Origin of the sequence: Butyrivibrio sp. MC2013 (assembly GCF_000424585.1) — a bacterium.
Taxonomy (GTDB): domain Bacteria; phylum Bacillota; class Clostridia; order Lachnospirales; family Lachnospiraceae; genus Butyrivibrio.
Genome location: NZ_KE384211.1, coordinates 212,116 through 227,279, shown reverse-complemented (window position 1 = coordinate 227,279; position 15,164 = coordinate 212,116). Strand labels below are relative to the sequence as shown.

The following is a 15,164-nucleotide window of genomic DNA, read 5'->3' as shown; positions in this document are numbered from 1 at the left end:
TTTTGATGATATGGGTCATTTTTTTAGGACTGTCAGGACTAGAATATTATATTTAGCAAATTTATATAAAAATACATCAAATAATTCTTACACTATTCACGATACAATAAAAACGTTTTTATTGTATCGTATTTTTATAGGCAAAAAGAGTTGATCATTTATAGCTGGCTTTTGAATCAAAGAAGCTTTTATCATTCAAAGCCCAGATATATTTGATCAGATATCAAATTTTTGGAGGGGCAAATGTCAAAAGTAGAAAAGGAATATTTATGGGATATCCACCTGGAGGATCACACATCTCCGTATGAGGGTAAGCAGGCAACAAATAAGGATATGATCTTCATGGGCGGGAGAGAGGTCATATCTTTAAATGGTGATTGGAAATATGCTGTAGATCAGTACGAGAGCTGCATCAGGCAGAAATGGTTTAAGGAAGGCTATTATGATGACAAGGGTTTTAGTCTGCCTGTGGATTTCTCCTTTGAGCAGTGGCCGACTATGAAGCTTCCTGTGTGCTGGAACGTGGTCAGTCCCGAATATAGGCTTTATGAAGGCACTTTTGTTTATTTTAAGGAGTTTGTGCTGAACAGGACTGATAATGATCTGTTCCTGAGAATTGGCGGGGCCAATTATGTGACCAGGGTATTCTTAAATGGCGAGTACATTGGTATGCATAGAGGCGGTTCCACACCCTTTTTCTTTAATATCACAGATATAGTCAGGTTTAAGGGCGATGAGAAGAGCAGCAACAGACTGCTCATAGCTGTAGATGACACCAGAAAGCCTACACAGGTACCCATGGATAATACCGACTGGTTTAACTATGGTGGTATCTACAGAGATATTGAGATTGTTGAAGTGCCTCGTATTCATATCAAGGATTTCAGAATCGGTCTTGTCAGGGATGGCTCTTTTGACAAGATCAGCGTAAACGCCAGGCTATCATATCCTGCAGAAGGAAAGTTTGTCTTAAAGATTGCTGATCTGGGTCTTGAGAAGGAGCTGGATATAAATGAAGGCAGCGCAGAAGCTGTTATCATAAGGGATGAGATGAAGAACGACATAGAGCTATGGTCTACTGAGAATCCCCGCCTCTACGACTGCGAGCTGACTTATATTGATACTGCAGGAAGAGAGCTTGACACAGTAAGGGACAGAGTAGGCTTTAGAGAGATCCGGGTAGAAGGCACTGATATTATCTTGAATGGTAAGTCTGTATTCCTCAGAGGCATCAGTTGTCACGAAGAGAGCGTAGTTAATGGCAAGGCACTTACTGAGGATGAGAGAATAGAGAATATAAGGCTTGCAAAGGAGCTGGGGTGTAACTTTATGAGGATAGCTCATTATCCTCATCATGAGAATATGGCGAAGCTGGCTGATGAGATGGGTATCATGCTCTGGGAAGAGATCCCTGTATATTGGGCAATCCGCTTTGAACGTGAGGAAACATATCAGGATGCGGAGAATCAGCTGCTGGAGCTGATAGGAAGAGATTACAACAGGGCCAGCGTGATTGTTTGGTCTATTGGCAACGAAAATGCAGATACTGATGAGAGGCTGAAGTTTATGAGCAGACTTGCAGCTACTGCGCATAGAGAAGATAAGACTCGACTGGTATCAGCTGCTTGCCTTGTGGATGCCCAGGAGCTCAGGATATCTGACAGACTTGCGGATCATCTGGATCTGATAGGTATCAATGAGTACTGCGGCTGGTACACACCTGACTTTAACCTTCTTCCCGGCATCATGAAGAATTCCTCACCTGACAAGCCTGTGATCATCACAGAGTTTGGCGCAGATGCTCTTACAGGTTATCATGGTAAGGTCGATGAGAAGGGCTGCGAAGAGTGCCAGGCAGACGTGTATGAGAAGCAGACCAGCCTCCTGGAGACTGTATCCTTTGTAAAAGGCATGACTCCCTGGATCCTCTATGATTTCAGATGCCCAAGACGTACCAGCTATATCCAGAAATACTATAATCGTAAGGGCCTATTAAATGAGGACAAGACCTATAAAAAGCCTGCTTTTTATGTATTGCAGAATTTCTATAAGAAGCTGATGAATAAGTGATCATATCGTGATATCAGAATAAGCATATTTACTAATGATCATATGCTTATATATGTATTACGTTTATGAGCTTATGGTGGATAAAAAGCTATATTATATTTCCTTGTAGTTGCTCATTTGGGTGGCTACAAGGATTTTTTCTTTTTTGGGTATTGATTGATTTTATAAATAAAACATTAGGGCCCATTTAACTATCCTATGATAATTGGATAGCCCGAGCATATATGCTAATATAGGATTTGAATGTGCATCGGTTGAACTTTGCAGATCATGACCATTCAAGCACCAAACAATTTTTGTGAAAAAAACTTTATTTATAGGGAATGAGATAGATGGATAGATCCAAAATTGAAGAATATGGACAGATAAGATTCTACAATCTTAAAAAGAAAAGCGTTAACGAAGAACTGGCAGTTGTTTTAATAAATACCGCAGATAATGATCGTATACAGGCTATAGGGAACGATGTATTTGATGATGCGAAGATTGTGGAATACTGCTCTGAGCATCCTGAGGAAAAGATAACGAATCTCTTATCATGCCACAGGTCCTTGAATAAAGAACACATGGAAGCTTTTCTCAGATTCTTCCATCGAAAGCATATAATGCAGGGGAAATATTCCATACTGAAGGGAAAGCTTGGAGCCATAGTCTATCATGGTAGCCCGGATAAGGATACTTTGGCTATCTATACCGGTTTTCTTGAGAACTGCTACCTAAAGACACTTCTGATTCCTGCATATGAAATTCATCCTGATGAACTTTTATCAAGGGATGCTATATTAGCGCTTGGCGAGAAATATAAGGGGCTTAGCTGCGTGATAGAGATTGATGCTTAACAGATAATAACTCAAGACAGGTTATGAGGGCAAAATTGAAGACAATCATCTATTCTAAGATAAAGGAAAAGAAAGAGCGTATCATCACAAGCTGCGATAGCAAGGATATTCAAAGCGAGTTGAATGATGAGGGCTTCAAAAAAGCTGCTTCCGAAGCAGATATCCTGCTTATCCGCCCTGTTGGTGAATGGAATGAGGGAGCTCTGAACGCGGAATATGATGCATTAGAAGCAGCTTATGATGATATCGCTATTATGGCCGTGTACCTGCTGGTCAGTGATTGGAATCATGAGCTCTCTCCCTGGCACAATCCTCCGGTATTTGGTAATGAAGAATTTGGAGATGGAGCATCTGATACCCTTGATCAGATAAGAGAGAATATATTAGAGCCCCTTTTGTCTTTGAAAAGTTTGAGCATCCCAGTCATTATAGCAGGCTACTCCCTGGCCGGCCTTTTCTCTCTTTGGGCTACATGTGAGGATGAGTGCTTCAGTGGCTGCGCAGCTGTATCACCTTCTGTATGGTTTCAGGGATTCTTGGATTATCTGAATATACATATGCCAAAAAGCGGATGTTATTACCTGAGTCTTGGAAGAAAAGAGCCCAGAACTGCCAATAAGACTATGCAGAAGGTGGGAGACAATCTTGTCGCTATAGATGAACTCCTTGAACAAACTGGCAAGAAGCATATTCTTAAGTGGAACGACGGCGGGCATTTCAATGACCCGGATAAACGCATGCTTGAAGGCTTGAAAGATATTATCAAGATGTCTTTATAGACATAGCATCTTGGATGCTTTATCCAAGAATTAGTAAAAAGCCATTTGGAGTGCAGCGAGCAAGGAAAATAACTTCCGCAGCAGCACATAATAATACAATAATTTCTATTGACATATGGCGTATGGCCTTTTATACTTTACTGTAATAAACCGAAGCGGAAGAGTGAGTAACCTCTATGTGAGCATCCCAGCTAGTCGCAGATGGTGAGAGTGCGATATGCAGCATATAGGCGAATGGACTTCCAAGGGCAAACACAAAGGGATATATCCTGAGTATGGGCGACGGGGCTGGACTCCCCGTGATCAAAGGTCAGCATATGTAGGTATGCGTTAAGAGGGCGCCTGTTGGCGTCAAGCAGGGTGGCACCGCAGATGATGAATATTATCTGTCCCGGCATTTTAATATGCAGGGACAGATTTTTTTGTATGGTCCGAACTCAGAGTCTTTTCCTCTGTTCAGATTAAGGTCTTTCATTTGAAAATGTCCCTGGAATCAGCCTACACATTAGTAATTGTCAAAAAAGGAGAGAAAAAATGAAGACTAAAACAATCATGAAGAAAATTGCAGCTATCACTATGGGCACTTGTATAGCAGCAGGCCTTAGCGCATGCGGACAGTCAGGTGCAGCAGGAAACACAAATGCAGAAGGTGCTGCGGCAGATAATGCAGGCGCTGATGCGGTAGTGGAGTATAAGGTGGGCATCTGCAATTACGTAGATGATGCATCTCTTAATCAGATAGTGGATAATATTGAGAGTGAGCTGGAGGCTATCGGTAAGGATAAGGGCGTGACCTTCACAGTAAAATACGATAACTGCAATGCTGACGCCAATGTACTGGCTCAGATAGTGGCAAATTTTGAAGCTGATGACGTAGACCTGATGATAGGCGTGGCTACACCTGTAGCTATGGCTATGCAGGGAGCTACAGAAGAGTCAAAGACTCCTGTTGTATTCTCCGCTGTGTCAGATCCTATCAGCACAGGACTGGCGGCATCCATGGATGCTCCCGGTGCCAATATCACAGGTACATCTGATATGCTTAATACAGATTCCATCATGAACATGATGATCGCTGCTGATCCTGATATTTCCAAGGTAGGCCTTCTCTATGATGCAGGTCAGGATTCTTCTACAACAGCTATTAAGAAAGCCAAAGAATTCCTGGAAGGAAAGGGCATCGAGGTAGTGGAGCAGACAGGTACCAATGTAGAAGAAGTGACACTTGCAGCTAACGCTCTTGTATCTGCAGGCGTAGAAGCTATATTCACACCTACTGATAATACTATCATGACAGCTGAGCTCTCTATCTATGAGATCCTTAGAGATGCAGGTATCCCTCACTACTGCGGAGCAGATTCCTTTGCTCTTAACGGTGCTTTCCTGGGCTTTGGCGTAAATTATGCTAACCTGGGCAAGGAGACAGCTGACATGGCTGCAGATATTCTTCTAAATTCCAAGGATCCCGGAGCAGTTCCTGTAAAGACCTTTGATAACGGCATTGTGACTATCAACGAAGAGATCATGGAAGCTCTTGGTATGGATATTGATAGCCTTAAGACTTCATTTGCAGATTATGCCAGCAGCATCCAGACTATAAGGACAGCGGAGAGTTTTGAATAAGAGCTCTTGTTTATATTCTTGATATGATTATTCTTTTTATCTATTTAAAATTTTAGGGGAAGTGATCTATTATGGCAGCTTTGATCCAGACAGCTGTTGAACTGGGACTTATCAGTTCTTTAACAGTACTTGCTTTATATCTAAGTTATACAATGTTAAATGTATGTGACCTGTCCACTGACGGCGCTTTTACAATGGGTGCCGCTGTGGGTGCGGTTGTAGTCCTGGCGGGACATCCATATCTGTCCCTGCCTGCTGCTATGCTGGCAGGTATGGTATCAGGCTTTATCACAGCTATCCTTCAGACCAAAATGGGAGTGGACAGCCTGTTGGCGGGTATTACGGTCAATACCGCGGCATATTCTGTAAATATAGCGATCATGGGCCGCTCATCTCTTCTAAATCTTAATTCTGCGGATACTGTATTTAGCAGGATAGGTGACAGTCTGGATGGCAGCGTTCTGGATCCTATGTCCAAGCTGATACTGATCACAGCCCTTATACTATTTGTAATGATCTGCCTGGTGGCATTTCTCAGGACCAGGCTGGGTCTGGCTATCAGAGCTACAGGTGACAATCCCGACATGGTGAGATCTTCATCCATCAATACCGTGGCCATCACTGTTACCGGATTGTGCCTGTCCAATTCACTGACAGCGCTTTCAGGGTGCCTTCTTGCTCAGTACAATAAATCTGCCAATATAGATATTGGTACAGGTATGCTGACCATAGCTCTGGCATCCCTCCTTATAGGCAGACTCTTCTTTAGAAATAAGGGAGTAGGTCACGGCATCATTGGTGCAGTGATAGGTGCCATATTCTTCAGGATAGTATACACACTGGCTCTGAGGCTTAACATGCCTGCATTTATGCTCAAGCTGGTATCCTCTGTGATAGTCATACTGGCTATCTCCGGGCCTTACTTCATAGGTAAGTTAAAAGAGATGAAGGAGGTAAGGGACAATGCTTGAACTTAATAAGATATCCAAAACCTTTGGCCGTGGCACTGTTAATGAAAAGAAAGCTCTGACAGATATCAGCCTGAAGGTGAATAAAGGGGATTTTATCAGTATAATAGGCTCAAACGGAGCAGGTAAATCCACTCTCCTTAATGCCATAAGCGGTGTGTTTAAGGTGGACAGCGGCTCTATCATATTAGATGGCACAGATATCACATCTATGAGTGAGCACAAGAGAGCAGCCCAGATAGGCAGGCTCTTTCAGGATCCCATGAAGGGCTCAGCTCCTTCTATGAGCATTGAAGACAATCTCTATCTGGCTTCCGGTAAGAGAGGCTGGTTTGCTCATATATCAGCTGCAGACAGGAGAGAATTCAGAGAGAGGCTTTCTATGCTTGGGATGGGATTGGAAGACAGGATGAAGCATCCCGTTGGCCTTTTGTCCGGAGGACAGCGTCAGGCACTGACTCTCCTCATGGCTACCTATAATGTACCTAAGCTCCTTTTGCTTGACGAGCATACAGCAGCTCTTGATCCTGCTACTGCCGAGAAGGTCCTTGATATCACCAGGACTGTAATAGAAGAGAACGGCATCACCTGTCTCATGATCACTCATAATATGCAGTCAGCTCTGGAACTGGGCAACAGGACTATCATGATGAATGATGGTGAGATAATATATGATGTGAGTGGGGAGAAGAGACGCAGTACCACAGTTGAGGATCTTTTGACGCTCTTTAAGGAAAAGGCCGGAGAGAAGCTAAGTAACGACAGAATGCTACTGGCGTGATATAGAAGGAGGCATGTAATGTCAGATAAGAAGCTTGCTATTTTCTTTGCAGATGGTTTTGAAGATGTGGAGGCTATTGCTGTATACGATATTTTGTATCGTGCAGGTATAGATACCTTAAAGGTATCCATTATGCCTGACATTTATGTCAGTTCGTCTCATGAGCTGACTATCAAATGCGACTGTCTCATAGGAGATGTTGACTTTGACAGCCTGGATATGCTCATTCTTCCCGGAGGAATGCCGGGCAGCACTAATCTCAGAGCATGTGACAAGCTATGCGACGAGCTTGTCAGATTTGCGGGCAGTGGTAAGACTGTGGGAGCAATATGTGCAGCGCCTTATGTATTTGCTGAGCTTGGGCTGCTTAAAGGCAAAAAGGCAACCTGTTATCCTGCAAGAGAAGTTGATCTTCTGGCGGGGGGAGCTGATCTGGTTCATGATAAAGCTGTCATTTGCGATAATATCATCACCAGCAGAGGCATGGGCACTGCTATAGACTTTGGACTGAAGATAGTAGAACACTTCCTTGGCAAGGATAAAGCAGATGAAATAGCCTGCAGCATTGTTTATGCGTAAGAGATCAATGCCACAGGCTGTATGAGATTTAGTGATTCTTAAGCCGGCATTATTATAATAGCCCGGGCTCTTATTGGCTATTATGCCTGTATATCGGGCAGAGATGAGATAATCTTTGTTACAGATGACCTGATATACAATAAATACAAGAAATATACATAAAAATACCTTCTATATAAGCATTAAATTACGCATATATTCACGTATTATAACATGCACTGTGTATAATTATAAATGCTTTTAATAGAGGGTATTATTTTATTTGAATAGTCGTTCAAATTAGATGTTGACAAATCTGTCAGGTATAATTATATTGAATGGGTGGTCAAAAAGTTTTGATGTGAAATCAAGGCATTTTTGGCTTTTTCATTTCAAGATATAAAGGCTATGAATGCTGTTTATATCAATCACTTAATAGTGTTTAACAGGAGGAAAACATGAAGAAGAAACTTATGAGTCTCATGCTGGTTGCTGCTACATCTGTAACAATGCTGGCCGGCTGCCAGAGTGCATCTGCTCCCCAGCAGGAAGAAGCACAGGGCGAAAGCGCTACAGAGGAACAGGCATCCGAAGGTCTGGATGCATCAAACATCAAGGTTGGTGTTATCTACATCGGTGATGAGAACGAAGGATATACAGCAGCTCACATGCAGGGTATTGATGATATGCAGGCTGCGCTTGGCCTCTCTGATGAGCAGGTTATCGAGAAGTCACTTATCCCTGAAGATGAGTCCTGTGCAGATGCTGCAGAAGATCTTGTAGATCAGGGCTGTAATGTTGTATTTGCTACAAGCTTTGGTCATGAGTCATTCCTTATGCAGGTAGCAGGTGATCATCCTGAAGTAGAGTTTGCTCATGCTACAGGTTATCAGGCTGCTGGATCAGGCCTCAGCAATTTCCACAACTACTTTGACAATATCTATGAAGCACGTTATGTAAGCGGTGTTGTAGCTGGTATGAAGCTCAACGAGATGATCGCTGACGGCAAGATCACAGCTGACCAGGCTAAGGTTGGTTATGTTGGTGCTTATCCTTATGCAGAGGTTATCAGTGGTTTCACATCTTTCTTCCTTGGCGTACGCAGCCAGGTTCCTACAGCTACTATGGAAGTACAGTATACCAACAGCTGGGCTGATATGACAGCTGAAGGTGAGGTTGCTACTCAGCTCATCGCTGACGGATGCGTTCTGATCTCTCAGCACGCTGATACAACAGGTGCTCCTACAGCTTGTGAGAAGGCCGGAGTTCCCTGCGTTGGTTACAACGTAGATATGACAGCTGTTGCTCCTACCTGCGCACTCACATCCGCAAGCAACAACTGGGGTGTATATTACACATATGCTGTACAGGCTGTTCTTAACGGCGAAGTAATGCCTGCTGACTGGACTGCAGGTTTTGCAGATGGCGCTGTAGCTATCACAGATCTTAACCAGAACGCTATCGCTGAGGGTACTGAGGATGTTGTTAAGGAGACTATCGAAGCTATCTCTTCCGGTAAGCTCAATGTATTCGATACATCAACATTTACAGTAGACGGCGGCAAGACTCTTGAGGATGCCATTGCTGAAGGCGGTGACTATGCTCAGTATGCACAGTATGTATCTGACGGTGCTTTCCATGAGTCTTCTGTAGCATCTGCTCCCGCATTTGCTATGATCATTGATGGCATCACAGCTAACGCTGAATGATCCATCTTTCTTAGAAATTTAGATTGATATTTTGAATTTGATTAACTCAGCCGAAATTCTTTTCGGCTGAGTTAAATCTTCCGTAAGGGATATTAAAATGGTCCTTTTCAACGGATCATAATTGTTTAGTATATCCCTAATACTTGCTTAAAAAGGATAATGTATGGATACAAACGCAATCGAATTAAAGGGCGTTACCAAAAGATTCGGAAATGTAATAGCAAACGATCACGTAGATCTCACGCTTAAAAAGGGTGAGATATTGTCTATTTTGGGAGAAAACGGTAGTGGTAAGACTACCCTTATGAATATGCTCTCAGGAATCTACTTTCCTGATGAAGGGCAGATCATGGTAAACGGCGAAAGCGTTACCATCAGGAATCCCATGGATTCCTTTGAACTGGGGATTGGTATGATCCACCAGCATTTTAAACTGATCAATATCCTTACAGCAGCTGAGAATATTATCCTTGGCCAGATAGGCCAGGGCCGCCGTGATATGAAAAAGGTCAATAAGGAAGTCAAGGACCTTATTGATAGATACGGCTTCGAGCTGTCTCCAACAGAGAAAATATACAACATGTCTGTATCACAGAAGCAGACTGTTGAGATCATAAAGGTTTTATACAGAGGTGCTGATATCCTGATCCTGGATGAGCCTACAGCAGTACTGACTCCCCAGGAGATCGAGAAGCTCTTTGACGTGCTTCGCAGGATGAAGAAGGCAGGCAAGTCTATTATCATAATCACACATAAGCTTAACGAGGTGCTGGAGATATCTGATCGAGTAGCTGTGCTGAGAAAGGGCTCTTGTATCGGTACTGTGGAGACTTCACAGACAAATGCCCAGCAGCTCACCGAGATGATGGTAGGTGAGAAGGTCCACCTTGATATTAAACGTACTGATCCTGTGGGCTGTGAAAAGAGAATAGATGTGAGAGGCGTCAGTGTCAGAGATAGTGAAGGCCTCTTCATACTAAAGGACGTATCCTTTGAAGCTAATTCCGGCGAGATCCTGGGTATAGCAGGTATCTCCGGAAGTGGTCAGAAGGAGCTTTTGGAGTCCATAGCAGGACTGCAGAATATTGATTCCGGTGAGATACTCTATTATCCTCCGGGAGATGCACCTGTTGAGAAGTTGTCTGAGAAGTCAGTGCAGGAGATACAGAATCTCAAGATCAGCCTGTCCTTTGTACCTGAAGACAGACTGGGAATGGGCCTTGTAGCTTCCATGGACCTGACTGATAATATGATGATCCGTTCCTACAGATCAGGTAAGAGCAAGTTCTTTACAGACAGAAAGTCACCCAAGAAGCTGGCTGAGAAAATAGTGGATAAGCTGGAAGTCAAGACTCCCGGTGTGGAAACTCCTGTGAGCAAGCTTTCCGGCGGTAATGTGCAGAAGATACTGGTAGGAAGAGAGATTGCTACCAATCCTAATGTGCTCATGGTAGCTTATCCCGTTAGAGGTTTGGATATCAACTCATCCTATACAATATATAACCTCCTTGCTGATCAGAAGAGCAAGGGCGTAGCTGTAATGTGCGTAGGTGAAGATCTGGACGTACTGCTCCAGCTCTGTGACAGGATCATGGTCCTGTGTGAAGGCAGTGTGACAGGTATTGTAAATGCCAAGGAATCCTCCAAGGAGGAGCTGGGCATGCTCATGACAGGCGGCAGGAAGGTGGAAAGAAGTGTCTAAAATAGCAAGGTCAAATAAAAAAGTCATACATATGGTAAAGAGAAGCGGCATCAGCCCTCTGAAAGCATGGGGGATCAGACTGATCGCTGCTGTGCTGGGCCTCATTGTAGCTGCTTTTGTTATTGTGGGTATTACCGGTGTAAATCCCCTTAAGGTATATGAAGGTATAATCGGAGGCGCTGTTGGTTCTCCCAGGAGAATATGGGTGACTGTCAGGGAGACTGTGGTACTTCTGCTCATAGCTGTAGGCCTAATGCCTGCATTTAAGATGAGATTCTGGAATCTGGGTGCTGAAGGACAGATCCTGGCAGGAGGTATAGCTTGTTCAGCTCTTATGATCTATGGTAAGAGCATTCCTGCACCTTTACTTCTTTTTCTCATAATTGTATGCAGTGCCCTTGGTGGTATGATCTGGGGATTTTTACCCGGACTCTTTAAGGCTATATTTAATACCAACGAGTCACTCTTTACATTGATGCTCAATTATGTGGCTATGCAGCTTGTTACCTTCTTTATTGTATTCTGGGAGAATCCTTCCGGTTCCAATTCTGTAGGTATCATCAATCCTTCAGGCAAGGAAGGCTGGTTCCCGGCTCTGTTTGGATCCGATTATGGTCTGAATATCCTGATAGTGCTCATAGTGACTGTTGTGATGACTCTTTATATGAAGATCACCAAGCATGGCTATGAGATAGCTGTAGTAGGAGAGAGCCAGAATACAGCCAGATATGCCGGTATCAATGTAGGCAAGGTCATTATCAGGACCATGCTGGTATCCTCAGCTGTATGCGGACTTGCAGGCGCTGTCATCGTATCAGGTGCCAGTCATACCATTTCCACATCTACTGCAGGCGGAAGAGGCTTTACAGCCATCGTGGTGGCGTGGATGGCCAATCTTAATCCCGCAGGCATGCTGCTGGTTGCTGCTTTCCTTGTATTCATGCAGCAGGGTAGTATCCAGATCGCATCACAGTACGGACTTAATGAAAATGCATCAGATATCATTACCGGTATTCTGATATTCTTCCTCATCGGATGTGAATTCTTTATCCGTTATCATTTGAAAGTTGTTAATACGGAGGATGACAAGTCATGACCCTTCTTCTTACATTTATTGTTGCAGCTGTAGGACAGGCAGTTCCTCTTCTTTATGGAGCTACAGGTGAGATCCTTACAGAGAAATCAGGCAATCTTAACCTGGGTATACCGGGCATCATGTACATGGGCGGTATATCCGGTCTTATGGGAGCATTCCTTTATGAGAATGCCACGGATAACCCGTCAGCTTTTGCGGGCGTAGTCATTTCCCTTATCTGTACAGTGATAGCAAGCGCTCTTGGAGGACTTCTCTACTGCTTCCTTACTACCACACTTCGTGCTAATCAGAATGTTGTGGGTCTTGCACTTACTACCTTTGGCGTGGGCTTTGGCAACTTCTTTGGAGGCAGCCTTTCCAAGCTTGCAGGCGGCGTAGGTCAGATCTCTGTTGCGACATCAGCAAGCGGTTATACCAATTTCTTTCCTGCGTTTATGAGGAATATCCCTCTTGTGGGCAAGATCCTTTTCTCTTATGGTTTTCTTACATATCTGTCCATAGTGATAGCTCTTATAGTCACATGGCTTATTGTTGGCACCGGCTATGGCCTCAATCTCCTGGCTATTGGCGAAGACCCTTCTGTTGCAGATGCTGCAGGCATCAATGTTACAGGCAATAAATATATTGCAACTGTTGCAGGCGCTGTTATTGCAGGTCTGGGAGGTCTGTATTTTGTAATGGAATATTTGGGAGGAACCTGGTCCAATAATGGATTTGGAGACAGAGGCTGGCTGGCTATAGCTCTTGTTATTCTGGCACTCTGGAAGCCTTCCAATGCTATATGGGGGTCCTTGGTATTCGGTGCTCTTTATGTACTCTACATCTACCTTCCGGGGCTGAACAGGGCTACATCAGAGCTGGTCAAGATGCTGCCTTATGTGGTTACGATCATTGTGCTCGTAGTGATATCCAAGCGTAATAAGCCTGAGAATCAGCCTCCGGCTAGCCTTGGTAAAGCTTACTTCAGAGAGGACAGATAATTATGAAGAACAGCGAGAAGAACAACGAAGAGAAAATCCTTGAGGCTACTCTCAGAGTAATGGAAGCTCATACCATCAGCGGTACCAGGATCAGTCTGATCGCCAAAGAAGCAGATATGCTCCAGTCCAATGTCCTGTATTATTACAAGACCAAGGAAGAGATCCTCATAGCCCTTCAAAAGAAGATCCTGGGTAATTTCCCCAAGCTTCGTGAAGAGCTAAGAGAAGGTGCAGAGGATACGCTGGAAAGCGCTCTGGATATTTTTACAGAAAACGAGATCCATCTGATAGAGAATTTCCCTGAGTACAACCATGCAGAGATGGACTTTTGGGTACAGAGTAGGGTAGATGAGGATACCAGGCAGAGGTTCGCTGAGTCCTATTCCCTTTGGAGACAGGAGATAGGTCAGGTACTGGACAGATATGTACCGGGGCTCCCTGATGATATCAGACAGTACCTGCCTGCCCAGTATGTATCAATGCTGGAAGGCGCTACCATACAGTATCTTATCGATGAAGACAGTATTGACCTCAGGCAGTATTTTGAGATGTCCAAGCAGATTGTCCTTAAGATGGTTGAAGCATACAGATAAATACAAAAATCTGGCAAATAACTTAGTAAAATCGGGAGAGCATCATGAATTTTCTTGAAGAAAAGATTGTAAAAGACGGACTTGTAAAAGAGGGAAATATACTGAAGGTAGATAATTTCCTGAATCATCAGCTGGATGTGGATACACTGGATAAGCTTGGCAAAGCATTTTATGATGAGTTTAAGGATGAGGGTATTACCAAGGTGGTGACTGTTGAAGCAAGCGGTATTGCCATTGCCTGCATGACAGCCAGATATTTTAATGTTCCTGTGGTATTTGCCAAGAAAGCAAAGTCCATGAATCTGGATGGAGATCTCTATACCAGCAAGGTCAGATCTTTTACTTATGGCAAGGAATATGATGTGACTATCGCCAGGAAATTCCTTGGCCCTGATGACAAGGTACTCCTTGTGGATGATTTCCTCGCTATAGGCAATGCCATGAATGGTCTTCTTGATATATGCAGTCAGGCTGGTGCCCAGGTAGGCGGAATCGGTATAGCAATTGAGAAGGGCTTCCAGGGCGGCGGAGACGAGCTTAGAGCCAAGGGCTATAAGCTTATGAGCATGGCTATTGTTGAAGCTATGGATCCTGTAAATGGTGTCACCTTCAGACAATGACGCAGTTCTTCTTTGTTATCAAATGGTATACTTTTGTACCAGTTCACATAAACGTCTCATCTCGCCTCTTGGAAGAGAGAAGATCTGCCCGTTGTCCATGGTCACATGTTCGGATGTGACGGACTTGACATGCAGCACATTGATCAGGATCCTTTTGCCCAGAGGGTAAAAGAAATCTGCGGCAAGTCTTGATATCAGCTCCTGCATGGTGGAACGGACTACAAATTCCTCATTTCTCGTTACTATTTTCTTGTAATGCTCGGCGGATTCGCAGTATAGAATATCTCTAAGGGGGATCCTGACTGCGCATTTGCCGTCCTGTATCAGGAAGCTGTCATCTTCAAAACGCTGGCAGATGATAGACAGCGCTTCAAAGAATTCTTCAGGTTCTATGGGCTTTGCAATATAACGGGAGACCTTTAGCTTATAGGCGTCACGGTAATAGTCTTCAGATGCTGTGAGGAAGATTATCTCGCTTTTGCTGCCGTCAGCACGGATCTGACGTGCGATCTCTACTCCGCTTAATTCATCAATAAAAATATCCAGCAGATAAATGTCGAAATGTTTCTTCTTGATGGAAGAGAGCAAAGTAGCAGAATCCTGGAAAGATTCTATATCAAAGGATATGCGTTTGTTCTCCCTTGCAAATGTCTGAAGAAGGTGTGTGATTTGTTTAAGAGTGACGATCTCGTCATCGCATACAGCTACACGCAGCATATTGCTCCACCTCAGATAGTTATAGATAACATTTGAACTATTTAACAATAGGATATCACAATCACTGTAATTTATCAAAAGCTGTCACCGCGGCCGGTCGGTATATATAAAATAATCAAGATAACCCAC

14 protein-coding genes are annotated in these 15,164 nt (G+C 43.7%); 13 read left to right on the top strand and 1 reads right to left on the bottom strand.

What is annotated here, in order from left to right; all coding sequences use genetic code 11:
- The first annotated feature begins 243 nt into the window (after positions 1–243).
- From G636_RS0115430 to G636_RS0115370, 13 genes are all read left to right on the top strand, one after another.
- Positions 244–2,070, top strand: a complete 1,827-nt coding sequence (locus tag G636_RS0115430; protein ID WP_026508794.1) for a glycoside hydrolase family 2 protein — start codon at positions 244–246, stop codon at positions 2,068–2,070.
- A gap of 332 nt (positions 2,071–2,402) precedes the next feature.
- Positions 2,403–2,909 carry a hypothetical protein gene (locus G636_RS0115425; protein ID WP_026508793.1) on the top strand — a complete coding sequence of 169 codons (507 nt, stop codon included), beginning with the start codon at positions 2,403–2,405 and terminating at the stop codon, positions 2,907–2,909.
- A 35-nt stretch (positions 2,910–2,944) separates the two neighbouring features.
- On the top strand, positions 2,945–3,688 hold the full coding sequence (locus G636_RS0115420; protein WP_051227071.1) for a hypothetical protein: 744 nt from the start codon (positions 2,945–2,947) through the stop codon (positions 3,686–3,688).
- A gap of 534 nt (positions 3,689–4,222) precedes the next feature.
- Entirely contained in the window at positions 4,223–5,311 is a 1,089-nt protein-coding gene (locus G636_RS0115415) for an ABC transporter substrate-binding protein (protein ID WP_026508791.1), read from the top strand.
- 71 nt (positions 5,312–5,382) lie between these two features.
- Positions 5,383–6,282, top strand: coding sequence for an ABC transporter permease (locus G636_RS18910; RefSeq protein ID WP_035779837.1), 900 nt, complete (start codon positions 5,383–5,385; stop codon positions 6,280–6,282).
- Positions 6,275–7,060 carry an ABC transporter ATP-binding protein gene (locus tag G636_RS0115405; RefSeq protein WP_026508790.1) on the top strand — a complete coding sequence of 262 codons (786 nt, stop codon included), beginning with the start codon at positions 6,275–6,277 and terminating at the stop codon, positions 7,058–7,060. Before G636_RS18910 ends, G636_RS0115405 begins: the two co-directional genes overlap by 8 nt.
- Positions 7,061–7,078: 18 nt before the next feature.
- Positions 7,079–7,639 carry a DJ-1 family glyoxalase III gene (locus tag G636_RS0115400; protein WP_026508789.1) on the top strand — a complete coding sequence of 187 codons (561 nt, stop codon included), beginning with the start codon at positions 7,079–7,081 and terminating at the stop codon, positions 7,637–7,639.
- Positions 7,640–8,076: 437 nt separating this feature from the next.
- On the top strand, positions 8,077–9,327 hold the full coding sequence (locus tag G636_RS0115395; protein WP_026508788.1) for a BMP family ABC transporter substrate-binding protein: 1,251 nt from the start codon (positions 8,077–8,079) through the stop codon (positions 9,325–9,327).
- A gap of 163 nt (positions 9,328–9,490) precedes the next feature.
- Positions 9,491–11,029 carry an ABC transporter ATP-binding protein gene (locus G636_RS0115390; protein ID WP_026508787.1) on the top strand — a complete coding sequence of 513 codons (1,539 nt, stop codon included), beginning with the start codon at positions 9,491–9,493 and terminating at the stop codon, positions 11,027–11,029.
- Positions 11,030–11,060: 31 nt separating this feature from the next.
- The gene (locus G636_RS0115385) at positions 11,061–12,125 is read left to right on the top strand and encodes an ABC transporter permease (RefSeq protein ID WP_155832425.1); all 1,065 of its coding nucleotides are present in this window, start codon (positions 11,061–11,063) and stop codon (positions 12,123–12,125) included.
- Positions 12,122–13,105 (top strand): ABC transporter permease, encoded by a 984-nt coding sequence (locus G636_RS0115380; protein ID WP_026508785.1) that lies wholly within the window; start codon positions 12,122–12,124, stop codon positions 13,103–13,105. Before G636_RS0115385 ends, G636_RS0115380 begins: the two co-directional genes overlap by 4 nt.
- 2 nt (positions 13,106–13,107) lie before the next feature.
- Complete coding sequence (locus G636_RS0115375; RefSeq protein ID WP_026508784.1) at positions 13,108–13,698, top strand: TetR/AcrR family transcriptional regulator; 591 nt, start codon at positions 13,108–13,110, stop codon at positions 13,696–13,698.
- Between the two features lie 44 nt (positions 13,699–13,742).
- Complete coding sequence (locus G636_RS0115370; RefSeq protein WP_026508783.1) at positions 13,743–14,318, top strand: xanthine phosphoribosyltransferase; 576 nt, start codon at positions 13,743–13,745, stop codon at positions 14,316–14,318.
- 18 nt (positions 14,319–14,336) lie between these two features.
- Here the strand turns inward: G636_RS0115370 and G636_RS0115365 are convergent, their stop codons facing one another.
- On the bottom strand, positions 14,337–15,035 hold the full coding sequence (locus G636_RS0115365) for a LytR/AlgR family response regulator transcription factor (protein WP_026508782.1): 699 nt from the start codon (positions 15,033–15,035) through the stop codon (positions 14,337–14,339).
- Positions 15,036–15,164: the final 129 nt, after the last annotated feature.